Below are 26,674 nucleotides of genomic sequence, written 5' to 3' on the forward strand. Positions count from 1 at the left end.
CTAGAGATCGGCTACATGCAGGATGGTCTTGGCCGAAATTTCGGTCTCTGACGGATAACCGAAGGCATTGTTGATATAGGTGACGCCATCCAGCACCTTGTTGCGGTTCAGGTGGCTGTGCCCATAGAAATGCATGGAGGAGCCGAGTGCGCGAATGCGGGCCTCAATCCGGTCGGTGCCGAGCACGGGAAACAGCGCCTTGTGCTTTTCCGGATAGCGTGCCGGCATCAGATCGAGCCGCGGCACGAAGTGCGAAACGCTGTAGACCCTGTCGAATCCGACAGTATCCGGCAGCATATTCAAGGCGTCGAAGCGTTCGGCAACCTGCGCCGGCTGAAGGCCTTCCCAGTTGCACTTGTAGAAGTCCATCCAGCCACGCCGGATGGTCGGTCCTGGCTCGCCGAAGGAATAATCATACCAGCCAAGTATTGGCACAATCAGGCTCGAACCTATGGCCATCGAGCCCGTTTCGATCCCATAGTCGTGGCATAGCGTCTGCAATTGCTCGAATTTCTCGAAGGACGACCCTCGCCCGCTTCTTGAGGTCCAGAGATCGTGATTTCCCGGCAAAAAGAGAAGCCTGCGGTATCGCGTCGATAGGGCATCAAAGCAGGCTTTGACGAGATCAATCTCGTCCGACAGGTCACCGGCAATCACAAGAACATCATCGGTAAAGTCGCTGCGGGACAGGCCCCGCAACCAGTCGAGGTTCTCCCTGTAGTCAACATGGAAATCGGATCCGAGGAAGAGACGCATGTTTCAGGGGATCCGTAAGGCTATGACGATCATGACCATGCCATATAGGGTTTGCCAACGCCCGTACAGCCAGCTGGGAAATCGATACCATCGCGATCATGAACCGTGATCATGCGACTTGCCAGAGAACCCGGAATCCATCGGAATTTGGTCACGAAATCGCGATGTCGGACAACAATGCACGAAGGGGCCTTTTCGAACACGGGAATCGTCCTATTCTTTTATTTCGGATGTTCTGAATTACGGGGGATTGAAGATGCGCAGGCAGATTGGAATTGCCCTTTTAATCACGGCTGGCCTTTTCGGCTCTCCGGCGGCAAGCCAGGATGGGAAAGATGAGGTGGCAGGCCTTGCCCAAAATATCATCGCCCAGCAGATCAACGCTTTCCTGAATGACGATGCGAAGGCGGCCTATTCTCTGGCCTCCCCCGAAATCAAATCAGTGTTTCCGAATGCAGAGCGCTTCTTCGACATGGTCAAAAAGACCTATGCTCCAGTCTACAGACCCGGAAACTATGCCTTCGGGAGAAACCAGATTTCGAAAGATGGCACAGTGGCCTTCCAGGAGGTGCTGATTTCAGCCCCCGATGGAAAAGACTGGGCCGTATATTATGAGCTGAAGAAGCAGCAAGACGGCAGCTTTGCCATCAATGGTGTTCGGATGAAACGCGAAACTTCGAGTCAGGGCATCTGACAAAGTCACCTGCCAGACGCCGACGCCCTGCCCTTCGGCCGATCGATTAGACCGGGTCTATGTCGCCGCGCGCCCACATCTCGATGGTCTCGGCCTTGAAATCTTCGAAGCGATCTTCGGCGATCGCCTGACGGATGCCCTGCATCAATTCCTGATAGTAGCTGAGGTTGTTCCAGGAGAGCAGCATGCCGCCGAGTGCCTCATTGGAGCGCACGAGGTGATGCAGATAGGCGCGCGAATAGTCGCGGGTCGCCGGGCAGGACGACTGCTCGTCGAGCGGGCGCATGTCTTCTGCATGGCGGGCATTGCGGATATTGACCTTGCCGCGGCGGGTAAAAGCGAGACCATGGCGACCAGAGCGGGTCGGCATGACGCAGTCGAACATGTCGATGCCTTCGGCGACCGATTTCAGCATGTCGTCAGGTGTGCCGACGCCCATGAGGTAGCGCGGCTTTTCGGTGGGCAGAACCGGCAGCGTGATGCGCAGCATGTCAAGCATGACGGACTGAGGTTCGCCAACGGCAAGACCGCCGATCGAATAACCCTTGAGGTCCAACTGCTTGAGGCCTTCCGCCGAGCGGATGCGCAGAGCCGGCTGGTCGCCGCCCTGGACGATACCGAACATGGCCTTGCCGGGCTGATTGCCGAAGGCGACGCGGCAACGCTCGGCCCAGCGCAGTGACAATTCCATGGCGCGTTCGATCTCGCGCGGCTCGTTGGGCAGCGCCACACATTCGTCGAGCTGCATCTGGATGTCACTGTCGAGCAGGCCCTGGATCTCGATCGAGCGTTCCGGCGACATGTGATGGAGAGAACCGTCGACATGGCTCTTGAAGGTCACGCCCTGCTCGTCGAGCTTGCGCAGGCCCGACAGCGACATGACCTGGAAACCGCCGGAATCGGTCAGGATCGGGCCGGGCCAGCGGATCAGCTCATGCAGACCGCCGAGGCGGGCGACACGTTCCGGGCCGGGGCGCAACATCAGGTGATAGGTATTGCCGAGGATGATGTCCGCGCCGCCTTCCTTGACCTGGTCGAGATACATGGCCTTGACGGTGCCGACCGTACCGACTGGCATGAAGGCAGGCGTTCGGATCGTGCCGCGTGGCATGGTGATCTCGCCAAGTCGGGCCTTGCCGCTGGTGGCCTTCAGATTGAATGTGAAATTCTCGGTCATCGGTCAGTTGTCTTTCCGGAAGAGCAGGCTGGAATCGCCGTAGGAATAGAAGCGGTAGCCGGTTTTGATGGCGTGAGCGTAAGCGCCGCGCATCGTGTCGAGGCCGGCAAAGGCGGAAACCAGCATGAAGAGCGTGGATTTGGGCAGGTGGAAATTGGTCATCAACATGTCCACCGCCTTGAAGCGATAGCCGGGCGTGATGAAGATGCCGGTCGCACCCGACCAGGCGGGGATGTGGCCATTGTCTTCGGCAGCGCTTTCGAGCAGGCGCAGCGAGGTGGTGCCGACAGCGATGATGCGGTTACCGCGCGCACGAACGGCGTTAAGGGCTGCGGCCGTTGTAGCGTCGATATAACCGATTTCCTCGTGCATCTTGTGTTCGGCGGTATCGTCAGCCTTCACGGGCAGAAACGTACCGGCGCCGACATGCAGCGTGACGAAATGGCGCTCGATTCCGGCGGCGTCGAGTTTCGCGAAGAGATCGGGCGTGAAATGCAGGCCGGCGGTGGGGGCCGCGACGGCGCCCTCTTCGCGGGCATAGATGGTCTGGTAGTCGGCGCGGTCTTGTCCGTCTTCGGGCCGCTTTGCGGCGATATAGGGCGGAAGCGGGATATGGCCGACAGTGGCGATCGCCTGGTCAAGATCAGGTCCCGAGAGATCAAAGGCCAGGTCGATTTCGCCGGCTTCGCCTTTTTCGGCGACGGTTGCCACCAGCGAACCCATGAGACAGACAGCGCCCTCGCCCTGCCCTTTGCCGAAATCAATCCGGTCGCCCTGCTTGATGCGTTTGCCGGGCTTGGCAAAGGCCTTCCATCTGGAGGCGCCGACGCGCATATGGAGCGTGCACGAGACAGCGATTTCCTCGGCGCCTTCCCGGTGACGAATGCCCTCGAGTTGGGCCGGAATGACCTTGGTGTCGTTGAAGACCAGCGCGTCCCCGGGCTTCAGGAACGATGGCAGATCAAAGACCTGACGGTCTTCGAGCACGTGCTCTGCATCCGGTCGGACCACTAAAAAGCGCGCATGATCCCGCGGGCTTGCGGGCCTGAGCGCAATATTCTCGTCCGGCAGATCAAAATCGAAAAGGTCTACACGCATCGTCGTCAGTTCGCTTTTTGGCTGGCGTTCATCAGAAAGCGAAAACCCGCCCGGGTGCTCAGCACCGAGGCGGGCTTGGTGTGCCTTAAGCCGATCAGGCGTCGGCAGCAACCTTCATCGACAGGATCGAATCCGGATCGCTGACCGGTTCGCCCTTCTTGATCTGATCGATCACATCCATGCCTTCGATGACCTGACCCCAGACGGAGTACTGCTTGTTGAGCCAAGGCGCATCGGTGAAGCAGACGAAGAACTGCGAATTGGCCGAGTTCGGGTTCTGCGAACGAGCCATGGAGCACGTGCCACGCACATGCGGCGTTGCCGAGAATTCAGCCTTCAGGTCAGGCTTTTCCGAACCGCCCATGCCGGCGCGGCCTGGGTTGAAGTCGGCGCCACCCTTCTTGCCGAACTTGACGTCGCCCGTCTGGGCCATGAAGTCGGGAATCACGCGATGGAAGACGACGCCGTCATAAGCGCCTTCGCGCGACAGTTCCTTGATCCGGGCTACATGGCCAGGGGCCAGATCCGGGAAAAGAGCGATGACAACCTTGCCCTTGGTGGTTTCCATCAGGATGGTGTTTTCCGGATCCTTGATCTCGGCCATGGTGTTTCTCCTTGGTTGGGGCCCTCTGGCCCAGTAGATATCAGTTGCGGCCGACAGTAACCTTGATCATGCGGTCCGGATCGGTGACTTCGCCATTGCCACCTTCGCCACGCTTGATCTTGTCGACATGATCCATGCCGGCGACGACCTTGCCAACAACCGTGTACTGGCCGTTCAGGAAGCTACCCTCGGCGAACATGATGAAGAACTGCGAGTTGGCCGAATTCGGATCCTGGCTGCGCGCCATGCCGATCGTGCCGCGTTCGAACGGGGTGTTCGAGAATTCAGCAGGCAGATCGCCGAGGCTGGAACCGCCGGTACCGGCACGCGCTGCGTCGAATCCATTTTCCATGTCACCGAACTCGACGTCGCCGGTCTGAGCCATGAAGCCATCGATAACACGGTGGAAGGCGACATTGTCGTATTCGCCCTTGGAGGCAAGTTCCTTGATCTGCGCGACATGCTTGGGTGCGATCTCAGGCATGAGCTGGATGACGACCGGGCCATCCTTCAGCTGGATGGTAAGGAAATCGTCATTCGACTGCGCCTTGGCAGGCCCGAAGGCTGCGACGGCAATGAGGAAGGCGGTTGCGATATGGGCAAGCTTCATGGTCACTCCGGTTCTGATCGGGGGCTCAGCGCCCGTATTTGGAATTCAGGGCGGCGAGCACGGGTCCGGGAACGAAGGCACTGACATCACCACCAATGCCGGCGATCTGGCGGACCAATGTGGCGGTTATGGGCCGAGAGAGCGTGCTCGCCGGCAGGAAGATGGTCTGCAACTCAGGTGCCATTGTTGCATTCATGCCGGCAAGCTGCATTTCATAGTCGAAATCCGTGCCGTCGCGCAGGCCGCGGACCATGACGCGGGCGCCGTGGCGGCGCGCAGCATCAACCGCAAGGTCGGCGAAGGAAACGACCTCGACATCCCCTGCCCGTCTGGGCAAAACGGCAGCAAGTGAACGGCGGATCAGATCAGCGCGCTCATCAAAGGTGAAAAGCGGCACCTTGCCGGGATGCACACCAATTGCCACGACCACCTTGTCGACGACATTCAGCGCCTGGACGAGGACGTCCAAGTGCCCGTTTGTCATCGGATCGAAGGAGCCGGGGTAGAATGCGCTGGTCATGAATGCCCGATCAATATTTTTCGACCGCCTTTTGTCACGGACCGCGTCTAACCGCAAGCGCCTTGCCTTTGCGAAGACGCTGGATTGCCTCGGTTAGAGCACATGAATGCCAGATGAACGCAGCGTTCAAGGCGACTTCAGGACGTCTCCCCTATGTTGCCAGCATTGACATAACCAACGGACTGCAAAGGACGTTTCCATGCTGGTACTGCTGATCGTAACCGCCGTCGCTGCTTCGCTTCTGGTCGAACTCGGCCTGATGGTTGCTCGCGAGATTTCTGAAGCTGCCCAAGATGTTCGCAAAGATGAACGCCAGATGAACGGCGCGTTCAAGACGACTTCAGGCGCTCGTTGATAGATTGATCTTACGCTGCGCTGGAACCATTTCGGCGTATGGACATTTACCGGTTCGAATGCCGGCATTCACAAGGACTAAAGCAATGCATGATAAAGTTACCATGATCAACCTCGTATGGGTGATGCTGATGACTGCCATGGTTGCGACTTCGGCAACCTTTTACGTGAAAGACAGCACAAACGGCAAGTTCAACGGCCCGCCGATGACGGCCCGTTACCACAGCTTCGGTCACTGATCTCAAGGCCGGCAGCTTCTCTACTGAATTTGACGTTCACGCTGAAAAAGAAAGGAAAGACCCATGATACTCACCCTCACGGTTCTCGCCGCTCTGATCAGCGGCATGTTCGTCGCTTCCGTCGCCTCGACGGTCGCCGCTTTGAAGCGCGAAGACGAGGATTTTAAAGCCATGGTCGAACGCCAACGGGCGTTCTAAGGCTCGACGCACCACACTCGCACTGACCAAACATCAAAAAGCCCGCCCGGATCACGATCCGGCGGGCTTTTCTCATTCTATCTTGACATGACAAAGGCCGGACCCTGAAAGTCCGGCCTTCTTTTCAAGATTACTCGGTCGGCGTTTCGCTGTCCGCGCTACCGTCTGCTGCCGCGCCAGTGTCCAGACCGACTTCCAGTTCTGAAGCTTCGGCGTCCACCGCATCTTCCTCGCCTTCCGGCTCGCTGATGCGCTCGACAGACACAACCTTCTCATCTTTCGCGGTGGAGAAAATGGTCACGCCCTTCGTCGCGCGGCTGGCGATGCGGATGCCATCAACCGGCACGCGGATCAGCTGACCACCATCAGACACCAGCATCAACTGGTCCTTGTCCTCGACCGGGAAGGCCGCGATCAGTTCACCGATTTCGCTTGTCTTGGACGTGTCAGTGGCCCGGATACCCTTGCCGCCACGGCCCGAAATGCGGAAGTCGTAGGACGACGAACGCTTGCCATAGCCCTTCTGAGAGACCGTCAGAACGAACTGCTCACGCGACTTCAGTTCCTGATAACGCTCCTCGGTGAGTTCACCTTCCTCGGTGACTTCCTCGCCAACCAGCGCGATATCATCTTCTTCAACACCGCTTGCACGCCGTTCGGCGGCAGAGCGCTTGAGATAGGCTGCACGCTCCCATGGTTCCGCATCGACATGGCCCAGAATGGTCATGGAGATAATGCGGTCAGTCGCAGCCAGCGAAACGCCGCGGACACCAATCGAATTACGACCGGCAAACACGCGGACATCATCGACCGAGAAGCGGATGGCCTGACCGAGCGCAGTCGTCATCAGAACATCGTCCCGATCGGTACAGGTCTCGACGGCGAGAATCTGGTCGCCCTCTTCTTCAAGCTTCATCGCGATCTTGCCGTTCCGATTCACCTGGATGAAGTCGGAGAGCTTGTTTCGGCGCACGGTCCCGCGTGTCGTCGAGAACATCACGTCGAGGTTTTCCCAGTTCTTTTCGTCCTCAGGCAGCGGCATGATCGAGGTAATACGCTCGCCGGGCTCCAGCGGGAACATATTGATCATGGCCTTGCCGCGAGAGGTTGGCGTCCCGATCGGCAGACGCCATACCTTCTCCTTGTAGACAATACCGCGCGAGGAGAAGAACAGAACGGGCGTATGCGTATTGGCGACAAACAGGCGGGTGGCGAAATCTTCGTCCTTCATCGCCATGCCCGAGCGGCCCTTGCCGCCACGACGCTGAGCGCGATACGTGGTCAGAGGCACGCGCTTGATGTAGCCGGCATGCGAAACAGTGACGACCATCTCCTCACGCGCGATCAGGTCCTCGTCGTCCATATCCGGGCCGCCATCCATGATGACGCTCCGACGAGGCGTGCCAAATTCATCGCGCACGGCCGCGAGTTCATCCTTTACGATCGTCTGGATGCGGACACGCGAAGAGAGAATATCGAGATAATCGGCGATTTCCGCGCCGATCTTGTTCAATTCCTCATCGATTTCATCGCGACCGAGTGCCGTCAGGCGGGCCAGGCGCAGTTCGAGAATGGCGCGCGCCTGTTCTTCCGAGAGATTGTAGGTCAGGTCCTCGTTGATCCGGTGACGCGGATCGTCAATCAGGCGGATCAGAGATTCGACGTCCTTGGCAGGCCAACGGCGCGTCATCAACTGCTCGCGGGCCGTTGCCGGATCCGGCGCCTTGCGGATCAGCGCAATGACTTCGTCGATATTGGCAACAGCAATCGCAAGACCGACCAAGACATGCGCCCGGTCGCGCGCCTTACGCAGGAGGAACTTGGTACGGCGGCTGACGACGTCTTCGCGGAAGGCGACGAAGGCGCGCAGCATGTCGAGCAGCGTCAGCTGTTCCGGCTTGCCGCCGTTGAGCGCCACCATATTGCAGCCGAAAGAGGTCTGCAGCGGTGTGTAGCGGTAGAGCTGATTGAGGATGACCTCGGCATTGGCATCGCGCTTCAGCTCAATGACAACCCGGTACCCCTGACGGTCCGACTCATCGCGCAGGTCGGAGATGCCTTCGATACGCTTTTCGCGCACCAACTCGGCCATCTTCTCGATCATCGTCGACTTGTTCACCTGATAGGGGATCTCGGTGATGATGATCTGTTCGCGGTCGCCGCGCATTGGCTCGACGCGGGCAACGCCGCGCATGATGACGGAGCCCCTGCCCGTCTCATAGGCCGACTTGATGCCGGACCGGCCTAGGATCATCGCACCGGTCGGAAAGTCGGGACCCGGGATGATCTGCATCAGTTCCGGCAGTTCGATCGCCGGATCATCGATCAGCGCAATACAGCCATTGATGACTTCGGAGAGATTGTGCGGCGGTATATTGGTCGCCATGCCCACCGCGATGCCGCCTGCGCCGTTGACCAGCAGGTTCGGGAATTTTGCGGGAACGACAACCGGCTCCGACATGGTGCCGTCGTAGTTGTCGCGGAAATCGACGGTTTCCTTGTCGAGGTCATCGAGCAGCGCGTGGGCGACCTTCTGAAGGCGGCATTCCGTGTAACGCTGGGCCGCCGGTGGGTCACCGTCGACGGAGCCGAAATTGCCCTGACCATCGATCAGCGGCATACGCAGCGACCAGTCCTGCGCCATACGGGCGAGCGCGTCATAGATCGCGGCGTCGCCATGCGGATGGTATTTACCCATCACGTCACCGGTGACGCGGGCGCTCTTGACGTATTTCTTGTTCCAGTCGAGGCCGAGTTCATTCATCCCGAAAAGGATGCGGCGATGAACCGGCTTCAGTCCGTCGCGCACGTCTGGAAGCGCGCGGCTGACGATGACGCTCATGGCGTAATCGAGATAGGACCGCTGCATTTCCTCGATGATGGAAATCGGCTCGATGTCGGACGGAAACTTGCCGCCGCCGGGAGTGCTTTGCTCAGTCAAATCAGGTCACGATCTTTGTTCGGAATCACTGGGAATTTTATAGCGGAACAGGCGCTGGAGCGCCAATTTTGCGCCTCGTTATAAACAGGCTTTTGGGCTGAGGGAAAGGCGCAGCGGACAATAACCGGCGCTATCTCTTGCAAGCCGCTCCCCAGTTTGACTTTATGGGCGCAACTTCAGGGGAGAAATGTGATGGCCGTGACCGAAACGATGATCAGCGCGCTGACAACTTTGCTGGTCACCGTCGATCCACCGGGGCTTGCACCGCTGTTTCTCGGCCTGACCCAGGGGATGAACACGGCGCAGCGGCAACAGGTGGCGGTGCGCGGCGCAGTAATGGGTTTCGCCATCCTGACTGTCTTCGCCCTGTTTGGCGCGGCAATCCTCGGCGCGCTCGGGATCTCCATGGGCGCATTCCGCATCGCCGGCGGCCTCATGCTGTTTGCTATCGCCTTCGAAATGATCTTCGAGAAGCGCAACGAGCGGAAGGAAAAGACCACAGGCGACGCAATCACCAAGGATCACATCCACAATCTCGCCGTCTTCCCGCTGGCCATCCCGCTGATCGCCGGCCCCGGCGCCATCTCTGCAACGGTGCTGATCTCTGGCACGATGGAGGGATTTATCGGCAAACTCCAACTGATCGCCGTTATCGCTGCAGTCCTCGGCCTGGTCTTTGTCTCGCTTTTCCTCGCCGAACGCCTCAACCGATTCCTCGGCGTTACCGGTCGAGCGCTCCTGACCCGACTGCTCGGCGTACTGCTGGCGGCCTTGTCGGTTCAGTTCGTTGTCGACGGTGTAAAGTCTGCTTTCGGCGCGTAGGGGGAGAGGGACGCGGACCCCCAACATGGTCCAGGCGCAGCTAGCGCCCTTATAACGCCGCTGGCATGAAAACGGGGGCCAAAGCCCCCGCCTCTACCGAATATTGATCAGAACGGAATGTCGTCGTCGAGATCGCGGGAGAAGCCGCCAGACGGCGCACTGCCGCCGCGGCTTGCGCCACCGCCGGACGAACCGCCGCGCGACGGTGCCGGCGAGCCGTAACCACCATCATAACCGCCACCGAAATCGCCGCCGCCCATGTCGTTGCCGCGTGATCCGCCGGCACCGTCACCACGGCCACCGAGCATTGTCAGGTTGCCGTTAAAGCCCTGAAGGACGACTTCGGTGGAGTAACGATCGTTGCCGGTCTGATCCTGCCACTTGCGGGTCTGCAGCTGGCCCTCAACATAGACGGTCGAGCCCTTCTTCAGATACTGTTCCGCCACCTTGCACAGACCTTCATTGAAGATCACGACACTGTGCCACTCCGTCTTTTCCTTGCGCTCGCCGCTGTTCTTGTCGCGCCAAGTTTCGGAGGTGGCGATGCGAAGATTGGCGATTGGACGACCGTCCTGGGTCCGGCGGATCTCGGGGTCAGCCCCAAGGTTGCCGATCAGAATGACCTTGTTGACGCTACCAGCCATGACACTCACCTTACTGCCGCGCCGCCGCGGCTTTCAAAATTCGATCAAAAGCCACCTTATCCCATTCGCTCGAGCGATTGGGCAAGTGGAGGCTTAAATCCACAGCGAAAAATGTTCTTTATTTGTTCTATTATTTCTGTAGGATCTTGTCAACAGAATCGAAAAACCGCCTCGGTCGCCGCTTGCGGCTCGACTCGAGGCTTCCTGTGACTACATAAGGACAGTCCTCCCAGGAACCGTCCCTTCCCTTTGCCGATCAGAGCCCGACATGAGCGAACTCAAGACCATTTCCATCCGCGGCGCCCGCGAGCACAATCTCAAGGGGATCGACCTCGATCTGCCGCGCAACAGTCTGATCGTCATGACCGGCCTGTCCGGCTCCGGCAAGTCGTCGCTTGCCTTCGACACGATCTATGCCGAGGGCCAGCGGCGATATGTCGAGAGCCTGTCAGCCTATGCGCGCCAGTTCCTCGAAATGATGCAGAAGCCGGACGTTGACCAGATTGAAGGCCTGTCACCGGCAATCTCGATCGAACAGAAAACGACCTCACGCAACCCGCGCTCGACGGTCGGCACGGTCACCGAAATCTACGACTACATGCGCCTGCTCTTCGCCCGTGTTGGCATTCCCTATTCGCCGGCGACCGGATTGCCGATCGAAAGTCAGACGGTGAGCCAGATGGTTGACCGCGTTCTGGCCTTCGACGAAGGCACCCGTCTCTACATACTGGCCCCGATGATCCGGGGACGCAAAGGCGAGTACAAAAAAGAACTCGCCGAACTGATGAAGAAGGGGTTTCAGCGCGTCAAAATCGACGGTCAGTTCTATGAGATCGCCGATGCGCCGCCGCTCGATAAGAAATACAAGCACGATATCGATGTCGTGGTCGACCGCGTCGTTGTGCGCCCGGACATTGCCAGCCGCCTCGCAGATAGTCTTGAGACGTGCTTGAGACTGGCCGACGGGCTCGCTGTGGCAGAATTCGCCGATAAGCCTTTGCCGCCGGAAGAAACCTCCGCCGGTGGCTCGGCCAACAAGTCATTGAACGAGACGCATGAACGGGTCCTGTTCTCGGAAAAGTTCGCCTGCCCGGTCTCCGGCTTCACCATTCCGGAAATCGAGCCACGTCTCTTCTCCTTCAACAATCCCTTCGGCGCGTGCCCGACCTGCGACGGGCTCGGCAGCCAGCAGAAGATCGATGAAGCGCTGATCGTGCCTGAGATGAACCGCCGTCTGAACGACGGCGCGATCGCGCCCTGGGCCAAGTCGAGTTCGCCATATTACAACCAGACACTGGAAGCGCTGGGCAAGGCCTTCGGTTTCAAGATGACTGCCAAGTGGTCCGAGCTTGGACACGCCGCGCAGAAGGCGATCCTGCACGGGACCGAAGAGAAGATTGACTTCCACTATGCGGATGGCGCGCGCTCCTACACCACAACCAAAACATTCGAAGGCATCGTGCCCAACCTTGAGCGTCGGTGGAAGGAAACCGACAGTGCCTGGGCGCGTGAGGAGATCGAGCGCTACATGTCGGCGGCCCCCTGCCCTGCATGCGCTGGCTTCCGCCTGAAGCCCGAGGCCTTGGCGGTTAAGATCAACGGCTTGCATATCGGCCAGGTGACCGAAATGGCGATCCGCAACGCAGGCGCATGGTTCGAAACCTTGCCGGCAACGCTGAGCGACAAACAGAACGAGATCGCGACGCGGATCCTGAAAGAAATCCGCGAACGCCTGCGATTCCTCAATGATGTCGGGCTCGACTATCTCTCGATGTCGCGCAATTCCGGCACGCTGTCGGGCGGCGAGAGCCAGCGTATCCGGCTAGCCTCGCAGATCGGCTCCGGACTGACGGGGGTTCTCTATGTGCTGGACGAGCCATCGATCGGCTTGCACCAGCGCGACAATGCCCGCCTCCTCGACACGCTGAAGCACCTGCGGGATATCGGCAACACGGTGATCGTTGTCGAACATGACGAGGATGCAATTCTGACCGCCGATTACGTGGTCGATATCGGCCCTGCGGCCGGCATCCATGGTGGCCAGGTGATCGCGCAAGGCGCACCAAAGGACATCATGGCCAACCCCAATTCGCTGACCGGCAAATACCTGACCGGCGAACTCGGGGTGAAGGTGCCCGCTCAGCGGCGCAAACCGAAGAAAGGCCAGCAGATCAAGGTCGTCGGCGCCAAAGGCAACAACCTGAAAAACGTGACGGCGGCCATTCCGCTTGGCGTTTTCACGGCGGTGACCGGGGTCTCCGGCGGCGGCAAGTCGACCTTCCTGATCGAGACGCTGTACAAGGCCGCCGCTCGCCGGGTTATGGGGGCCCGCGAAAATCCGGCCGAACACGAACGCATCGACGGTTTCGAATTCATCGACAAGGTGATCGACATCGACCAATCGCCGATTGGCCGCACGCCGCGATCGAACCCCGCCACCTATACCGGCGCCTTCACGCCGATCCGCGACTGGTTTGCGGGGCTGCCGGAAGCAAAGGCACGCGGCTACCAGCCGGGCCGCTTCTCGTTCAACGTCAAGGGTGGACGCTGCGAGGCCTGCCAGGGCGATGGCGTCATTAAGATCGAGATGCACTTCCTGCCGGACGTCTATGTCACCTGCGATGTTTGCCACGGAAAGCGCTACAACCGCGAAACGCTCGACGTACACTTCAAAGGCAAGTCAATTGCCGATGTGCTCGACATGACAGTCGAGGAAGGCGTCGAGTTCTTCCAGGCAGTTCCAGCGGTGCGCGATAAACTGCAGGCTCTGTTCGATGTCGGGCTTGGCTACATCAAGGTCGGCCAGCAGGCAAACACCTTGTCAGGCGGCGAGGCGCAACGCGTCAAGCTGGCGAAAGAACTGTCAAAGAAGTCGACAGGGCGCACGCTCTACATCCTCGACGAGCCAACGACCGGCCTGCATTTCCACGATGTTGCCAAGCTGCTGGAAATGCTGCAAGAACTCGTCAATCAGGGCAACAGCGTTGTCGTCATCGAGCACAATCTCGAAGTGATCAAAACGGCCGATTACATCCTCGACTTCGGCCCGGAAGGGGGCGATGGCGGTGGCCTAATCGTGGCCCAGGGCTCACCGGAAGAGGTTGTGAAAGTCGACGCTTCCTATACGGGCCAATTCCTCAAGGAATTGCTGGAACGGCGACCGATGAAAAAGGTCGAGGCGGCGGAATAGCGAAGTGATCGGGTCTTGGGCAAATAGATTGTTTGCGAAGCTGCCAAGCTTGAACTCTGGGCTAGGCCAGGTGGCGTATCAAACGCCTCCGATTAAAGGTCAGATTTCAGGGGCAATGCTTCAATGGCGGGTCAAGCAATCGATTGACGGCGAAGCCTATTTCATAGGCTTGAAGCTGCGCCCGGACAACTACGTTGGACCCGAAGGAAGCGCTACGAATTATATAAATCTGTCCATCGACGCAGCAGAACAGGCCAAGTCGGATTTGGAAACATGCATCGCCGAATACAAGAGGCTTTCGGGTCGCTAGGTGCGTGAAGACATTCAACGTGCCATGTCAGCGTTGTGAACCGCTACAGGCATCTGCAACAGATGTATGAGTTTTCATCGAAATTAATCAATAGCTAGGCGAATTTCAGCGGGAGGTGTTTTGATGACGAAGTCAGGGATAATCCGTGCCGGTATCGGCGGTTGGACCTTCGATCCGTGGGAAGGCACATTCTATCCCGAAAAGCTCGCCAAGAAGAAGCAGCTGGACTATGCCAGCCGGCAGCTGACGGCCATCGAGGTGAATGGCACCTATTATTCCAGCCAGAAGCCGGCAACCTTCGCTAAATGGGCATCAGAGGTGCCAGAGGGTTTCATCTTTTCGCTGAAGGCGAGCCGCTACTGCACAAACAGGAAGATCCTGGCCGAGGCTGGCCCCTCAATTGAAAAGTTTCTGACGCAGGGCATTGCGGAGCTCGGCAGTCACCTGGGTCCAATCCTCTGGCAGTTCATGGCGACCAAGAAATTCGAGCCAGAAGATTTCGAGGCATTTCTGGCGCTGCTACCGAAAACGCTCGACGGGTTGCCTCTCCGGCACGTGGTCGAACCGCGGCACGCCTCATTCCAAAGTCCGGAATTCATCGAGATGTTGGGCCGATATAAGGTGGCTGCCGTATGCGCAGATCATCACGATTATCCGATGTTCGCAGACCCGACGTCCGACTTCGTCTACGCGAGGCTGCAGAAGGGTACGGATGATGTGCCGACTTGCTATCCGCCCGATGAGATTGACACCTGGGCGCGGCGGTTCGAAACTTTTGCCCAAGGCGGCATGCCCGCCGACCTACCGATGATTGCCAAGGACAAAATGGCAGAGAAGCAACCGCGCGATGTCTTCGCCTTTTTCATTACCGGCGGCAAGGTCAACGCCCCGCGGGGCGCATGCGAGCTGCAGGCGAGGCTCAAGGCGGTCAGTCAAGGCTGAACGGGCAGCGCCAAAAGATGACAGATTTGTGACGGCGGCGAAACTGGACTAGGCTCGGTCGCAGAGTCGCGCGTCTTTGCGGCCACAGGACCGTATGGTTTCCTCTCGGATTCCGACGTCCGCGTCGAGAGCATCATCGGGGCCACATATGTCGGGTATCGTCGTCTTCATCCATCTTGCCGGCGCCGTTGCTCTCTTGTTGTGGGCAACGCGCATGGTCCGCACGGGGATAGAGCGCGCCTATGGCGGCGTCCTGAAAGACAAACTCCGCTTGGCCGTGAGCAATCGATTTTCGGCAGCGACAGCTGGTTTTTTCTTCGCAGTTGCCCTGCAGAGCGCCACCGCCGTGGCGCTGATCGTCGCGTCCTTCACTGCCGGTGGCTACATTACCTCGGCAATAGGGATCGCCACGCTTCTTGGCGCCGACTTCGGTTCCGCCTTCGTCGTCCGTATATTGCGTTACGACTTGTCGCTTCTGGTTCCGGTCCTGCTGCTGGCCGGTACCGTTGCATTTCGAGCTTCAGAAGAACGCCAATGGCGGCAGATCGGCCGCATCCTCTTCGGCCTCGGTCTCCTGCTCCTGTCGTTACGGATGATCGGCGAATCCTCCGAGCCGTTGCGGCAGAGCAGCCTCCTGCCCGTGCTGTTCAACTATCTCGCCAGCGACTGGATCAGCGCCTTCCTGCTGGCAGCACTGCTGGCCTGGGCCTTTCATTCGAGTGTTGCCGCCGTGCTGTTGGTCGCGTCGCTGGCCGACAAGCAGCTCCTCCCGGATGCCTTGATCATTCCACTGGTGCTCGGCATCAATTTCGGTGCCGCAGTCATTGCGGCTCTTCTGACCAAGAATGCAGAAGCAACGGCCCGCATTGTGCCGCTCGGCAATGTCGTCATCCGCGGCATGATGACATTGGTGGCGCTCGCCCTCCAGTTTGCCATCCAGGCCAGTCCATCGCTCTTTGCTGGCAATCCCGGTGAGGCGGTCGTCATGGTGCACCTCGCGCTAAACGCATCAGTTCTTGTGCTCGGCCTACCCTTTGCCGGCATGGTCGCATCGACACTGGAAGCCCTGCTCGCCGCCCCCACAGAAACTCCGGCGAATGACGATCGATACTCCGCTCTCAACCCTGCCCATCTCGACAATCCGCAACAGGCAATCAGCAATGCCACTCGCGAAGTCCTGACCGTCTGCAACAAGACGGAAATCATGTTGAACAGCATTTTCGACCTGTTCGAACATTGGGATCTCAAACGAACCCAAAAGATCGAAGCGCTCGACGACCAGATCGATTCCATTCATCGGGACATCAAGTTCTACCTGGCTCGGATCTCGGCGACGGCCCTTGACCAGCAATCGGCTGCGCTTTCGCAAAACCTGCTCGGAGCCACAATCAAAATCGAGCAGGCGGCCGACATCATCTCGCAGAACATGCTGACGAGGGCACGCAAGAAGCATGAGCGCCATGTCGCTTTTTCCGGTGAGGGCTGGGCGGAACTCTGTGCCATGCATCGCGAAGTTCTGCAAAACGCCCACCTCGCCTTCAACCTGCTGGTCACCCGAGATGTAGAACATGCGAGGCAACTGGTGACGCGCAAGGAAGCGGTCCGTAACCTGGTCAAATCCAGCGAGGAAAAACATCTCGATAGACTGCGACAGGGCAATGCTGCGAGCTTTGAATCCAGTTCGCTGCATATCGACACAATGCGGGACCTGAAGGAGATCAACTCCCTGTTTGTATCAATCGGCTATCCGCTGCTGGAGGGCGAGGGGCTGCTGCGCCGAAGCCGCTTGGTTCAGCCCGTAGATCTCTGAACGTCAGAACACCGCCGCGCCATGCAGCATGCAATCACGCAGGTCGTACAGCGAGTGCGAGTTCCTCCGCCGTCAAACCAGGACCAAGTCTCAACGCGGCCTGGCCGTGCAGATGGACGGCCGCGCAAGCGGACTCAAATGGTCGAAGGCCTCTGGCAAGAAAGGCGCCGATCATGCCGGCAAGAACATCGCCCGACCCTGCCGTTGCAAGCCAAGGCGGAGCATGCTCTTCAATCACGGCACGTCCATCTGGCGCGCCAATCACGGTATCGGCACCCTTGTAGACCACAACCCCACCAAGAGCCTCAGCAGCAGCAAGCGTCTTCTCGACCTTATCCAGATCGCTCCGTCCCGCGATCTCCGGGAAGAGCCTTGAAAACTCACCCTCATGGGGCGTAGTGACAATCGTCGCCCCCTCTTGCGTGAAGGCATCGGCAAGGTCGGATCGCGAATCGCGAAAAGCGGTGATGCCGTCGGCATCAAGCACAAGACTGCGCCCTGCCCTGCCAAGCCGAAGCGCGAAATGGCGAGCACGCTCAAGGTCGCCAAAGCCGGGACCAAGCACAAAGGCCTGGCGTCGCGTGTCTGCCAGATAGGCCTCGAGATCGGCCTCAGACTGCAGCATTGAGAGCATGATTGCGGTCAGATGACCAGCATTGACAGCCAGCGCATCGGCGGGCGACGCGAGCGTCACCAGGCCAGCACCGGACTTCAGTCCCGCCATGGCGGCAAGCCGAGCAGCCCCGCTTGTGGTCGGACCACCAGAAAACACGGTCAGATGACCACGCCGATATTTGTGATCGGCGGCAGAGACGGCAAGCGGCAGATGCTGCCAGAGTTCCAGGCCATTCCTGACCAAAGGCGCGGCCTCGAGTTCAACGACACGCCAGGGAATGCCAATGTCGGCTATCTCGACCACGCCGCACTTCATCCGTCCCGGCAGTAGAACATGCCCTGGCTTGCGACACATGAAGGTCACGCAGTGTGTGGCACTGAAGGCCGCTCCGCGGACCCCACCCGTCTTGCCATCAATGCCGGACGGCAGGTCTACAGCAATCACGGGCGTGCACGCCTGGGTCACGCGCGCAATCAAATCCGCAACATCACCCGTCAGATCCCTCGATAGCCCCGCGCCGAATAAGGCATCAATGACAACATCCCCGGGTTGAGGCTGATAGTCGAGAATATTGGAACCCGGCTGACCGCCTTCACGCCACGCTCGCGCCGCATCTCCTTCCAGCTTCGCTGGATCACCGAGGTGAATTACCTCCACCGCTGCACCCGCACCAAGCAAGGCTGCGGCCGCGACATACCCATCGCCACCATTGTTGCCGGGACCACATAGGACGCAGAAGCGTATCGCCCCAGGAAAGAGACGCAACGCCGCTGCTGCAACCGCAAACCCCGCACGTTGCATGAGCCCATAGCTGTCGAGACCCGACAAAGCCGCAGCATGATCGACGCGTGCCATGGCCTGGGGTGAAAGCAGAAGATTGTTTGGATGATAGCGCATGAAGCGAGATTAGGCCCTAATCGACGCCAACGCAAAACGGCGCAGAAATGAGCACATAGCGATGCGCAAGATTTATGCTTATGCACACAAATTAATCATATCGAAGCGCTTTTCTTGAAGGCCAACAATACGTTAGCAAACCTCAATTCACGAAAAAAGATCGGCAAGACGTGATAATTTCGGCGATTTGGGCTGGCTTTTCCCTCCGTTTTGCTGGAGATTTGCGTTGCCGCCGGGAGGAAGAGGCACATTTTGCCGTGTTTTTCGAAAAGACTGGCACGGTATCTGCATCCTTGGCGGCGGGCGGGGATAATCCTGCTTTAATGAGAGAAGCGGAGAGAAATTTTCTCATGAAAAAGATCGAAGCGATCATCAAGCCCTTCAAGCTCGATGAGGTGAAGGAAGCCCTTCAGGAAGTCGGCTTGCAGGGTATCACCGTTACGGAAGCCAAGGGCTTTGGACGCCAGAAGGGCCATACAGAGCTTTATCGCGGCGCCGAATACGTTGTGGACTTCCTGCCAAAGGTGAAGGTCGAAGTGGTTCTGGCAGACGAAAATGTGGAAGCCGTCATCGACGCCATCCGCAACGCGGCCCAGACCGGCCGTATCGGAGACGGCAAGATCTTCGTCTCCAATGTCGAGGAAGTCGTCCGCATCCGAACCGGCGAAACCGGTATCGACGCCATCTAATCCTACCCGATACCGTATAACGGTCGGGCCCCATCGTCAGCTTATGCGAGGAACACAAGATCATGACGACCGCCAACGATATTCTCAAGCAGATCAAGGACAACGACATCAAGTTCGTCGACCTGCGCTTCACCGACCCGAAGGGCAAGCTTCATCACGTGACGATGGACGTGGTTTGCGTCGACGAAGACATGTTTGCCGATGGCGTCATGTTCGACGGCTCGTCGATCGGCGGCTGGAAGGCCATCAACGAGTCTGACATGGTTCTGATGCCTGATCCGGAAACGGCCCATATGGACCCGTTCTTCGCACAATCGACACTGGTCATCATCTGCGACATTCTCGACCCCGTCTCGGGCGAAGCCTATAACCGCGACCCGCGCGGCACTGCCAAGAAGGCCGAAGCCTATCTCAAGGCCTCGGGCATCGGCGACAGCGTGTTCGTTGGTCCGGAAGCCGAATTCTTCGTCTTCGACGACGTCAAGTACAAGGCTGACCCCTACAATACCGGCTTCAAGCTCGATTCGTCGGAACTGCCGTCGAATGACGACACCGACTACGAGACTGGCAATCTCGGCCACCGTCCGCGCGTCAAGGGCGGCTACTTCCCGGTCCCGCCGATCGATAGTCTCCAGGACATGCGCTCCGAAATGCTGACCGTGCTCTCGGAAATGGGCGTCGTCGTCGAAAAGCACCACCACGAAGTGGCGGCTGCCCAGCACGAGCTCGGCATCAAGTTTGACGCGCTGGTCCGCAACGCCGACAAGATGCAGATCTACAAATATGTCGTGCATCAGGTTGCCAATGCCTATGGCAAGACGGCAACCTTCATGCCGAAGCCGATCTTCGGCGACAACGGCTCTGGCATGCATGTGCATATGTCGATCTGGAAGGACGGCAAGCCGACCTTCGCCGGCGACGAATATGCCGGCCTCTCGGAAAGCTGCCTTTTCTTCATCGGCGGCATCATCAAGCATGCAAAGTCGATCAACGCCTTTACCAACCCCTCGACCAACTCCTACAAGCGCCTCGTTCCGGGCTATGAAGCGCCGGTTCTGCTCGCTTACTCGGCACGCAACCGTTCGGCTTCGTGCCGCATTCCCTTCGGCTCCAACCCGAAGGCCAAGCGCGTCGAAGTCCGCTTCCCGGATCCAACGGCGAACCCCTACCTCGCTTTCGCCGCCATGCTGATGGCCGGCCTCGACGGCATCAAGAACAAGATCCATCCAGGCAAGGCCATGGACAAGGACCTCTACGACCTGCCGCCGAAGGAGCTGAAGAAAATCCCAACCGTCTGCGGCTCGCTGCGCGAAGCCCTGGAAAATCTCGACAAGGACCGCAAGTTCCTGACCGCTGGCGGTGTATTCGACGACGATCAGATCGACAGCTTCATCGAACTGAAGATGCAGGAAGTCATGCGTTACGAAATGACCCCGCACCCAGTCGAATTCGACATGTACTACTCGGTCTGAGGCATTCGCCACCCTCACGACAGGCTGCGCGTAAGCGCTGCTTGTCGTGTACTGAACGCCTCGTCTCCATGATGCTTCAAGCCGCATCAAGACACGGCATTAAAAAACCGGCAGGCCCGTGATGGCGCTGCCGGTTTTTTTCATTCATCCCGCTCCGACTTGTCCGCGCGGGCAGAGCGGTAGAATTACTGCTTCATATGGGTGCGCAGCAGGTCCAGATAGTCCTGATTGGCGCTATCGGCAGCTTTCGGTGCGGTGCATTGTACTTCATAGGTCGGCTCCAGCCCCCTGCGGACGCAATCACCGATAGTCCAGCCCTGCGGAATTTCCGTCAGATCGATGTCTTTCCACTTCGGGTGACCTGTCCGACGCAGTTCGTCGATGTTGTCGACAATCAGCTTGGTAAAGTCAGACACCGCCTTGCACGCTTTTTGCGAATAGGCATTTTTCTTCGCACCGTATTCATAGGTCATGATTACGGTTTTGACGGCGATGGTCTCGATGGCGGTCGGCTGGAACTTGTAAAGGCCAGCCTGCAGTGTTGTTGGCTTGTAGCTAGCCTTCAAAACACTTTCGGTGATTGGCACCATATGGAAGCGCTCGTCCAGGCGTCCGTCAGCAAGCGCCTCAACAGGCGCGCCTGCGACACGCAGCAGTGCATCGATCTTGCCGTCGCGCAGCTGATCAATCATCTCGTCATTCGACCCCTTGACCAGTTCGACCCCCTTCACCCCAAGAATGTCGAAAACCAGCTGGCCGGTAAGGTTGGCAGCGCTATCTTGCGGTCCAACCCCAACGCGCAAACCGGCAAGATCGGCCAGAGAGTTGATGCCAGAGCGAGCGACGACTTGAACTTCAGCGTCATAGAGCGGCAGCATGATCCGCATGCCCTGCACCGCTGCACGAACATCCGCATTCTGGCTCTGATAGGAGTTCATGTAGTTCAATACGTCGGCAGCCACGATGCCGAACTGGGTATTGGCCCGGTTTCGCACACCGAAGAAGTTTTCCAGCGAACCGCCAGACTCGACGAGATTGAGGTCCAGGCCACATTTCTTGCCGACTCTGGCAATATCCTCAGCGAACGGCCAATGCGTCCCACCGGGCTTGCTGGCCATGATATTGTATTCTGCTCCCTCCGCCTGAACGGCGCCCGGCACAAGGCCGGCAAGCAACGTCAGGATCAGCATCGATAATGTCGCTAGCCTCACAGGTATTCCTCCCAAAAATGATGACTACGGTTTCAAATGTTGCTTCAACAGGTCGAGGTACTGCTCGTTACCGCCGCCCGCAGACGTCGCCGCACATGTCGGTTCGAAGGACGGATCAAGGCCTTCCCGCACGCAAGTACCGACCTGCCACCCAGGTGGAAGCGCTGAAAGATTCACCTGCTTCCACTTCGGATGCCCCTCGCCTTGCAATCGCTCCAAGCCATCGACAATCAGACGGCTGAAATTTTGTACCGAATGACAGCTTTCCCGATGATAGGCATTCCGGCCCGGCTCGTATTCGAAGGTCATCAGCACTGCCTTCACGGCAATCAGATCGACCGGCTGCTCCTGGAAGCTATAGGTGCCAGCAGCGATCGTTGTCGGGGTGTAAGTCCGCATCAACGCTTCGTCGCGGATTGGAAGAAGGTGAAAGCGCGATCCATCGATCGTGTTTTTCACGAATAGAGACGCAGGCGCCCCTGCAACATAGAAGAAGGCGTCAATTTCCCCGCGCTCGAGCATAGGCAACGCCTCGTCTTGTGAAAACTCGAGACGCTGCGCTCCCTTGATACCAAGAATGTCAAGCATCAGGCTGGCGGTCAGATATGTGCCACTATTGACCTTGCCAATCGCCACACGCCGCCCGGAAAGGCTGCGCACATCGGCGATATCCTTGCGGGACAGAATATGGATTTCTTCGTTGTAGAGCGGCAGCATGATGCGCACACCGCGGACAGCCTGTTGTATCTCAGGGTCGGCGGATTCATACGTCTTCAGATATTCGAGGACATCGCTCTGGACGATTCCAAACTGTGTATTGCGACGGTTGCGAAGCGCGCTGAAATTCTCAAGCGAGCCGGCGCTCTCAACGACATTGAGATTGAGACCACAGGATTTGCCAAGCGCAGCGATATCACGACCAAACTGAATATAGGTGCCACTTGGGCCGCCCGTCATGATGTTGCGTTCAAAGTTGTCCGCAAATGACGCGCTGGAAACGAGGCACGCCGTCATAAGGACGACGAAGCCCACGAAGCTTCTCACATACATAAATAATCCCCTTGCCCGCCCCTTATGGGTTTTGTCCGCGCAGAGTCCGGGCAAGGTTATCTGTGCGGTTCTGGTCAGCGTCTGGCCGCAACCAGACGCTCGAACGGAAAACACCGGCCATCAGACCGGTGTTCGCCATTCAATTCTTGAGGTGCAGCTTCAGCAGATCCAGGTAATCCTGGTTGAAGCTATCTGCCGGAGCGGCAGGCGCTGCAGCGCATTCCACCTTGAAGTCAGGCTGGAGGCCCATCTTCACGCAGTCACCGATTTCCCAGCCTGGCGGAATTTCAGTGAGATCCATGTCCTTCCACTTCGGGTGGCCATTCTTCTTCAACTCGTCCAGATGATCAACGATCAAACGAGTCATGCTGGCAACGGCGTTGCAGGCCTCTTTGTAGTAAGAGTTCTTCATGGTCCCATATTCATAGGTCATGAGAACAGTCTTCGAAGATACGATCGGTACATCTGTCTTCTGGAAAGCATAGGTGCCAGCCGGAATGACCATCGGCTTGTAGGTCGCCTTCAGCAGCTCGTCCTCGATCGGCACGATGTGGAAGCGCTCGTCGAGACGACCGTCAGCAATCGCAGGATTGGGCGCGCCTGCGACATGCACGAATGCATCGAGCTCTCCCTGTCGAAGCAATTCAATCATATCATCCAGCGATTGATTGACGCGCTCCGCCGGACGAATATTGAGGATATCAAACACCATCTGGGACGTCAGATTGGCAGAGCTCTCCTTGTTCCCCACACCAACGCGACGACCATTGAGATCCTGCAGGGTGCGGATATCCTTGGTAGCGATGACATGGATTTCAGTATCGTAAAGCGGCAGCATGATCCGCATGCCCTGAACGCTCTGCTGAACTTCCTTGTCTTGCGACTGATAGCTCTTCAGGTAGTCCAGCAAGTCAGCACTAACGAGGCCATACTGCGTGTGCGTCCGATTGCGAACGCCATAAAAGTTTTCGAGCGAACCCTTCGATTCCACGATGTTCAGCGGCATTCCGCATTTGCGGGTGACGCCAAGAATGTCCTGGGCGATCGCGTAGTGCGTCGACCCCTTGTACATGGACATCAGGTTTTGTTCGAGCGACTGAGCTGGCGCTGCCACGAAAGCAGCCGAACACAGCGCCGAAATCATTACGAAAACGCGACTAAACTTCACGCCTCTCTCCCTTTTGGATCAGCAGTCACTATCAAGATTGCGGATAAGATCCCGCAAAGGTACGACCGGGACGTGGTTATTGAATGCAGTAGCGAGACTGCTGGATACGCACTCACCCCTGACGAGGCGAGCCTCAAGATCCTGACGCGCAGACCCAGACAAGGCATCGAGACCAGGAGCCTTTGACAAGGCATCCGCTACGGCGAATGTGGAACGCGGCGTAAGATTGCCACTGGCACTTGGCGACGTCTCCGGCGCAGTCTCCGTGACAGCCGCAGTCATATCCATAGACGACTCAGGCTCAGGCTCACCGGACAAGTCGGGGCCACCAACTGGCTCAGACGCCGGCGAAATAACCTCGGAGACACCTTCCAAAGACGACGAAGAAGAGGCAGGCTCCGATGCCAGCGCCAGCGCATTGACAGCACCGCCGGCTGTCTCCTGCTCTCCCTCAGCCGGAGCGAGCCGATCAGACATCTGTGAAGCACCAGCCGTCATGACGCGAGCGACCTCAGCTTCTGCAGCAGCCTTATCAGCCAGAGCGGAGGCGACCTTACGCTCGGCCTCTTCCTTCTCACGCGTCGCAGCAATGACCTGAGACTGTAAAGCCTCCAACTGCTGACGCAGACCCGCCGCGTCGGCACGATTTGTCTCAACCTCGACAGCGCAGCGCTTCTGCTCATCGAGCGTCCACAACTGACCGTCCAGTCCACCGCCAGATTGAGCCTGAGCGACCGACTGCTGCGCCTGATCCGGAGCCTCCGGAGACATGCTAATGTAACTTGTGATTGCCGCACCAGCTATGAATGCGACAGGAACAGCCATTCCGAGCGCAAGCGGCAGAATGCTGAATTTGCGGTGATGGCCCTGCGCCACGACAGAGTCTTCTTCCCAACGAGTACGCAACTACTTTACCCCTTGTTAATTGCGGTGTTCTTAGCGAAGTACTCTGCGCTCCACAAGTTTGTATGTTCAAAACTAGCACGCGATTACTGATTTAGAGTTAACTCGCCGAGCACCGACCACAATGACACACCTGAATTTGGCGGATTTATGAGCACGACCCTAACGTATTGCCCCTTGAAGTTCTAGGATAAACCGGGTTTTTGCCTTACTCGACTGTGACGCAGGACACAAACTGAGCGACAAGTTTTCACCGCCAACAAAGTGTACATCGGTTTATTCAAAGTTTATTAAATTAAGATCTCATTACATGCCCAGTCCATGTAAAGCATCTCACTTAACTTATGGGTGTGTTGCTCACCCAAATACTCTAGCGCGGTGCCTGCGCCTCCCCGAGCCAAAAACCGGCCAGGCTCCAGCCGGAATGAGCCCTCCGTCACCTGCACCAGAGCATGGATCCACCCTTGCCCAGGGCGCAGCGCGAACGACATGCGACAACAGAAGCGCCACCCTAACCCTTGATTTGGAGGGTCTTTCCACCCAAATATGTGACAGAAAGGAGAAATGCCATGAAACAACGAAGCGCCAAGTTTGGCATCGGAGATGTAGTACGGCATAAGTTCTTCCCGTTCCGTGGCGTGATCTTCGACGTCGATCCGGAGTTCGCCAATACGGAAGAGTGGTGGAATGCCATTCCGGCAGAGGTGCGGCCCAGTAAGGACCAGCCGTTCTATCATTTGCTCGCGGAAAATTCCGAGACGGAATACGTCGCGTATGTATCCGAGCAGAACCTCGAATCGGATTCCAGTCAAATTCCGCTGCGCAACCCGCAGATACAGCAGATCTTTGTCATGGAACAGGCCGGGCGCTACAAGCCTCGGATGAACTTCGCGCACTGAGCAAAGCCAAAGTCACAATTGCAAATGCCCGCATCGGCGAATAGCCGATGCGGGCATAACTCATTCCATCAGACGCGCTGATCAGTTGCCGGTCTTGGCAGCGTTCTGCGCGTCGTTGATGGCCTTGCTGCGCTCTTCCTGACGCTTCTGCATGGCTTCCTGCAGAAGGCGCTGGCGCTCTTCAGCCTGCGACTGCGACATCGCCTCGCCATCGAAAGCACCGGTGAAGCCGGAGAGCGAAATCTTGATCGGGTTCGGCGCGCGACGGAAGTTGATCGAGGTAAAGACCACTTCCTGACCCTTCTTGAGGCTGGCGATCAGCGCATCCGTCAGAGGAATTTCAGCCGTGCAGCGATCTGGAAGGCAAACTGCGTAGTCAACCTTCGTACCTTCGGAACCGTCGATCTGCATGAGGATACCCGGCGGGATCAGACGCGCGGACGGCACCGTCACCTGAAGCAGCTTGCGATTGACCTTGCCTTCGACGGTGATGAGACCGACGGCGGTGATCAGCTGGCCATTGGCAGCCACAATCTGGTTCTGGACGACGCAGACGTCCGACTCCTCCTGCTTCGAGCAGGTCTTGAACCACTTCGCAGCAGAGGCTTCCTGCGCCTGTACGGCAACCGGCGCGGACGTTACCGCGAAGGTCAGAGCCAGTGCAGACATTGCGGTCCGCGTTGCATTCTTAAAATTGAACATCATAGGTATTCCGTCTCCTGAAAGCCCCTGTCGCGCGACGTTTTCCGTCGCGTCGTTGACCGATCCTGCATGCCGGTGACCTGTCGCCCAAATAAGGCAAATGCATGACCTGGCGATCGTCGCACCTGTTACATGCTGGTGGCCGGAATATCCAGCAC

At 58.1% G+C, this 26,674-nt stretch carries 25 protein-coding genes; 11 read left to right on the forward strand and 14 right to left on the reverse strand.

All coding sequences use genetic code 11. The features are described from left to right. Window positions 1–756, reverse strand: a complete 756-nt coding sequence (locus IP76_RS12640; RefSeq protein ID WP_054158580.1) for a metallophosphoesterase — start codon at window positions 754–756, stop codon at window positions 1–3. A 256-nt stretch (window positions 757–1,012) separates the two neighbouring features. Between IP76_RS12640 and IP76_RS12645 the strand changes: the two genes are divergently transcribed. After that, the gene (locus IP76_RS12645; protein ID WP_054158581.1) at window positions 1,013–1,450 is read left to right on the forward strand and encodes a DUF4864 domain-containing protein; all 438 of its coding nucleotides are present in this window, start codon (window positions 1,013–1,015) and stop codon (window positions 1,448–1,450) included. A gap of 46 nt (window positions 1,451–1,496) precedes the next feature. Here IP76_RS12645 and tgt read toward each other — a convergent pair whose 3' ends face one another. From tgt to coaD, 5 genes are all read right to left on the reverse strand, one after another. Continuing rightward, the gene (gene tgt, locus IP76_RS12650; RefSeq protein ID WP_054158582.1) at window positions 1,497–2,627 is read right to left on the reverse strand and encodes a tRNA guanosine(34) transglycosylase Tgt; all 1,131 of its coding nucleotides are present in this window, start codon (window positions 2,625–2,627) and stop codon (window positions 1,497–1,499) included. 3 nt (window positions 2,628–2,630) lie between these two features. Beyond that, window positions 2,631–3,725 (reverse strand): tRNA preQ1(34) S-adenosylmethionine ribosyltransferase-isomerase QueA, encoded by a 1,095-nt coding sequence (gene queA, locus IP76_RS12655; protein ID WP_054158730.1) that lies wholly within the window; start codon window positions 3,723–3,725, stop codon window positions 2,631–2,633. Between the two features lie 94 nt (window positions 3,726–3,819). Beyond that, complete coding sequence (locus tag IP76_RS12660) at window positions 3,820–4,329, reverse strand: peptidylprolyl isomerase (protein WP_054158583.1); 510 nt, start codon at window positions 4,327–4,329, stop codon at window positions 3,820–3,822. 40 nt (window positions 4,330–4,369) lie between these two features. Beyond that, complete coding sequence (locus IP76_RS12665) at window positions 4,370–4,939, reverse strand: peptidylprolyl isomerase (RefSeq protein WP_054158584.1); 570 nt, start codon at window positions 4,937–4,939, stop codon at window positions 4,370–4,372. Between the two features lie 25 nt (window positions 4,940–4,964). Further along, window positions 4,965–5,459 (reverse strand): pantetheine-phosphate adenylyltransferase, encoded by a 495-nt coding sequence (gene coaD / locus IP76_RS12670; RefSeq protein ID WP_054158585.1) that lies wholly within the window; start codon window positions 5,457–5,459, stop codon window positions 4,965–4,967. A gap of 199 nt (window positions 5,460–5,658) precedes the next feature. Between coaD and IP76_RS23110 the strand changes: the two genes are divergently transcribed. The 3 genes from IP76_RS23110 to IP76_RS23630 all read left to right on the forward strand — a co-directional run bounded on the left by IP76_RS23110 (window position 5,659) and on the right by IP76_RS23630 (window position 6,250). Further along, window positions 5,659–5,814: a hypothetical protein gene (locus IP76_RS23110; protein WP_156318560.1), complete on the forward strand. Its 156-nt coding sequence runs from the start codon at window positions 5,659–5,661 to the stop codon at window positions 5,812–5,814. An 85-nt stretch (window positions 5,815–5,899) separates the two neighbouring features. Continuing rightward, the gene (locus IP76_RS23115; protein WP_156318561.1) at window positions 5,900–6,052 is read left to right on the forward strand and encodes a hypothetical protein; all 153 of its coding nucleotides are present in this window, start codon (window positions 5,900–5,902) and stop codon (window positions 6,050–6,052) included. Window positions 6,053–6,115: 63 nt separating this feature from the next. Beyond that, window positions 6,116–6,250 (forward strand): hypothetical protein, encoded by a 135-nt coding sequence (locus IP76_RS23630; RefSeq protein ID WP_306765482.1) that lies wholly within the window; start codon window positions 6,116–6,118, stop codon window positions 6,248–6,250. A gap of 130 nt (window positions 6,251–6,380) precedes the next feature. Here IP76_RS23630 and gyrA read toward each other — a convergent pair whose 3' ends face one another. Beyond that, the gene (gene gyrA / locus IP76_RS12675) at window positions 6,381–9,191 is read right to left on the reverse strand and encodes a DNA gyrase subunit A (RefSeq protein ID WP_054158586.1); all 2,811 of its coding nucleotides are present in this window, start codon (window positions 9,189–9,191) and stop codon (window positions 6,381–6,383) included. A gap of 192 nt (window positions 9,192–9,383) precedes the next feature. On the opposite strand from gyrA, the gene IP76_RS12680 reads away from it, so the two are divergent. After that, on the forward strand, window positions 9,384–10,013 hold the full coding sequence (locus tag IP76_RS12680) for a MarC family protein (protein ID WP_054158587.1): 630 nt from the start codon (window positions 9,384–9,386) through the stop codon (window positions 10,011–10,013). A gap of 107 nt (window positions 10,014–10,120) precedes the next feature. On the opposite strand, the gene IP76_RS12685 is transcribed toward IP76_RS12680, so the two are convergent. Beyond that, the gene (locus IP76_RS12685; RefSeq protein ID WP_054158588.1) at window positions 10,121–10,657 is read right to left on the reverse strand and encodes a single-stranded DNA-binding protein; all 537 of its coding nucleotides are present in this window, start codon (window positions 10,655–10,657) and stop codon (window positions 10,121–10,123) included. 268 nt (window positions 10,658–10,925) lie between these two features. Between IP76_RS12685 and uvrA the strand changes: the two genes are divergently transcribed. The 3 genes from uvrA (at window position 10,926) to IP76_RS12705 (ending at window position 16,909) form a co-directional block, all read left to right on the forward strand. Next, window positions 10,926–13,847 carry an excinuclease ABC subunit UvrA gene (gene uvrA, locus IP76_RS12690; protein WP_054158589.1) on the forward strand — a complete coding sequence of 974 codons (2,922 nt, stop codon included), beginning with the start codon at window positions 10,926–10,928 and terminating at the stop codon, window positions 13,845–13,847. A 433-nt stretch (window positions 13,848–14,280) separates the two neighbouring features. Continuing rightward, window positions 14,281–15,099 (forward strand): DUF72 domain-containing protein, encoded by an 819-nt coding sequence (locus IP76_RS12700; RefSeq protein ID WP_054158591.1) that lies wholly within the window; start codon window positions 14,281–14,283, stop codon window positions 15,097–15,099. A gap of 148 nt (window positions 15,100–15,247) precedes the next feature. Next, window positions 15,248–16,909 (forward strand): Na/Pi cotransporter family protein, encoded by a 1,662-nt coding sequence (locus IP76_RS12705; protein WP_054158592.1) that lies wholly within the window; start codon window positions 15,248–15,250, stop codon window positions 16,907–16,909. A 34-nt stretch (window positions 16,910–16,943) separates the two neighbouring features. Here IP76_RS12705 and IP76_RS12710 read toward each other — a convergent pair whose 3' ends face one another. Further along, entirely contained in the window at window positions 16,944–18,422 is a 1,479-nt protein-coding gene (locus IP76_RS12710; protein ID WP_054158593.1) for a bifunctional ADP-dependent NAD(P)H-hydrate dehydratase/NAD(P)H-hydrate epimerase, read from the reverse strand. Between the two features lie 350 nt (window positions 18,423–18,772). On the opposite strand from IP76_RS12710, the gene IP76_RS12715 reads away from it, so the two are divergent. Next, on the forward strand, window positions 18,773–19,111 hold the full coding sequence (locus tag IP76_RS12715) for a P-II family nitrogen regulator (protein ID WP_006727717.1): 339 nt from the start codon (window positions 18,773–18,775) through the stop codon (window positions 19,109–19,111). Window positions 19,112–19,173: 62 nt separating this feature from the next. Then, window positions 19,174–20,583, forward strand: coding sequence for a type I glutamate--ammonia ligase (gene glnA, locus IP76_RS12720; protein ID WP_054158594.1), 1,410 nt, complete (start codon window positions 19,174–19,176; stop codon window positions 20,581–20,583). Window positions 20,584–20,768: 185 nt separating this feature from the next. On the opposite strand, the gene IP76_RS12725 is transcribed toward glnA, so the two are convergent. The 4 genes from IP76_RS12725 to IP76_RS12740 form a co-directional block, all read right to left on the reverse strand. Beyond that, window positions 20,769–21,773 (reverse strand): TAXI family TRAP transporter solute-binding subunit, encoded by a 1,005-nt coding sequence (locus IP76_RS12725; protein WP_054158595.1) that lies wholly within the window; start codon window positions 21,771–21,773, stop codon window positions 20,769–20,771. 45 nt (window positions 21,774–21,818) lie between these two features. Beyond that, window positions 21,819–22,844 (reverse strand): TAXI family TRAP transporter solute-binding subunit, encoded by a 1,026-nt coding sequence (locus tag IP76_RS12730; protein ID WP_054158596.1) that lies wholly within the window; start codon window positions 22,842–22,844, stop codon window positions 21,819–21,821. Window positions 22,845–22,983: 139 nt separating this feature from the next. Beyond that, the gene (locus IP76_RS12735) at window positions 22,984–24,012 is read right to left on the reverse strand and encodes a TAXI family TRAP transporter solute-binding subunit (protein WP_156318562.1); all 1,029 of its coding nucleotides are present in this window, start codon (window positions 24,010–24,012) and stop codon (window positions 22,984–22,986) included. A gap of 18 nt (window positions 24,013–24,030) precedes the next feature. After that, the gene (locus IP76_RS12740; RefSeq protein WP_197278338.1) at window positions 24,031–24,918 is read right to left on the reverse strand and encodes a hypothetical protein; all 888 of its coding nucleotides are present in this window, start codon (window positions 24,916–24,918) and stop codon (window positions 24,031–24,033) included. A gap of 566 nt (window positions 24,919–25,484) precedes the next feature. Here IP76_RS12740 and hspQ point away from each other — a divergent pair. Continuing rightward, complete coding sequence (hspQ, locus tag IP76_RS12750) at window positions 25,485–25,814, forward strand: heat shock protein HspQ (RefSeq protein ID WP_054158600.1); 330 nt, start codon at window positions 25,485–25,487, stop codon at window positions 25,812–25,814. 81 nt (window positions 25,815–25,895) lie between these two features. On the opposite strand, the gene IP76_RS12755 is transcribed toward hspQ, so the two are convergent. Next, window positions 25,896–26,519: an invasion associated locus B family protein gene (locus IP76_RS12755; RefSeq protein ID WP_054158601.1), complete on the reverse strand. Its 624-nt coding sequence runs from the start codon at window positions 26,517–26,519 to the stop codon at window positions 25,896–25,898. Window positions 26,520–26,674: the final 155 nt, after the last annotated feature.

Source organism: Rhizobium sp. AAP43 (assembly GCF_001296045.1).
In the GTDB taxonomy this organism is placed as follows: Bacteria; Pseudomonadota; Alphaproteobacteria; order Rhizobiales; family Rhizobiaceae; genus Allorhizobium.

What these genes read in the sequence shown, in the direction of transcription:
- IP76_RS12640 (WP_054158580.1), bottom strand. Translation starts at nt 756, where the DNA reads ATGCGTCTCTTCCTCGGATCCGATTTCCATGTTGACTACAGGGAGAAC.
- IP76_RS12645 (WP_054158581.1), top strand. Translation starts at nt 1,013, where the DNA reads ATGCGCAGGCAGATTGGAATTGCCCTTTTAATCACGGCTGGCCTTTTC.
- tgt (WP_054158582.1), bottom strand. Translation starts at nt 2,627, where the DNA reads ATGACCGAGAATTTCACATTCAATCTGAAGGCCACCAGCGGCAAGGCC.
- queA (WP_054158730.1), bottom strand. Translation starts at nt 3,725, where the DNA reads ATGCGTGTAGACCTTTTCGATTTTGATCTGCCGGACGAGAATATTGCG.
- IP76_RS12660 (WP_054158583.1), bottom strand. Translation starts at nt 4,329, where the DNA reads ATGGCCGAGATCAAGGATCCGGAAAACACCATCCTGATGGAAACCACC.
- IP76_RS12665 (WP_054158584.1), bottom strand. Translation starts at nt 4,939, where the DNA reads ATGAAGCTTGCCCATATCGCAACCGCCTTCCTCATTGCCGTCGCAGCC.
- coaD (WP_054158585.1), bottom strand. Translation starts at nt 5,459, where the DNA reads ATGACCAGCGCATTCTACCCCGGCTCCTTCGATCCGATGACAAACGGG.
- IP76_RS23110 (WP_156318560.1), top strand. Translation starts at nt 5,659, where the DNA reads ATGCTGGTACTGCTGATCGTAACCGCCGTCGCTGCTTCGCTTCTGGTC.
- IP76_RS23115 (WP_156318561.1), top strand. Translation starts at nt 5,900, where the DNA reads ATGCATGATAAAGTTACCATGATCAACCTCGTATGGGTGATGCTGATG.
- IP76_RS23630 (WP_306765482.1), top strand. Translation starts at nt 6,116, where the DNA reads ATGATACTCACCCTCACGGTTCTCGCCGCTCTGATCAGCGGCATGTTC.
- IP76_RS12680 (WP_054158587.1), top strand. Translation starts at nt 9,384, where the DNA reads ATGGCCGTGACCGAAACGATGATCAGCGCGCTGACAACTTTGCTGGTC.
- IP76_RS12685 (WP_054158588.1), bottom strand. Translation starts at nt 10,657, where the DNA reads ATGGCTGGTAGCGTCAACAAGGTCATTCTGATCGGCAACCTTGGGGCT.
- uvrA (WP_054158589.1), top strand. Translation starts at nt 10,926, where the DNA reads ATGAGCGAACTCAAGACCATTTCCATCCGCGGCGCCCGCGAGCACAAT.
- IP76_RS12700 (WP_054158591.1), top strand. Translation starts at nt 14,281, where the DNA reads ATGACGAAGTCAGGGATAATCCGTGCCGGTATCGGCGGTTGGACCTTC.
- IP76_RS12705 (WP_054158592.1), top strand. Translation starts at nt 15,248, where the DNA reads ATGTCGGGTATCGTCGTCTTCATCCATCTTGCCGGCGCCGTTGCTCTC.
- IP76_RS12710 (WP_054158593.1), bottom strand. Translation starts at nt 18,422, where the DNA reads ATGCGCTATCATCCAAACAATCTTCTGCTTTCACCCCAGGCCATGGCA.
- IP76_RS12715 (WP_006727717.1), top strand. Translation starts at nt 18,773, where the DNA reads ATGAAAAAGATCGAAGCGATCATCAAGCCCTTCAAGCTCGATGAGGTG.
- glnA (WP_054158594.1), top strand. Translation starts at nt 19,174, where the DNA reads ATGACGACCGCCAACGATATTCTCAAGCAGATCAAGGACAACGACATC.
- IP76_RS12725 (WP_054158595.1), bottom strand. Translation starts at nt 21,773, where the DNA reads ATGCTGATCCTGACGTTGCTTGCCGGCCTTGTGCCGGGCGCCGTTCAG.
- IP76_RS12730 (WP_054158596.1), bottom strand. Translation starts at nt 22,844, where the DNA reads ATGTATGTGAGAAGCTTCGTGGGCTTCGTCGTCCTTATGACGGCGTGC.
- hspQ (WP_054158600.1), top strand. Translation starts at nt 25,485, where the DNA reads ATGAAACAACGAAGCGCCAAGTTTGGCATCGGAGATGTAGTACGGCAT.
- IP76_RS12755 (WP_054158601.1), bottom strand. Translation starts at nt 26,519, where the DNA reads ATGATGTTCAATTTTAAGAATGCAACGCGGACCGCAATGTCTGCACTG.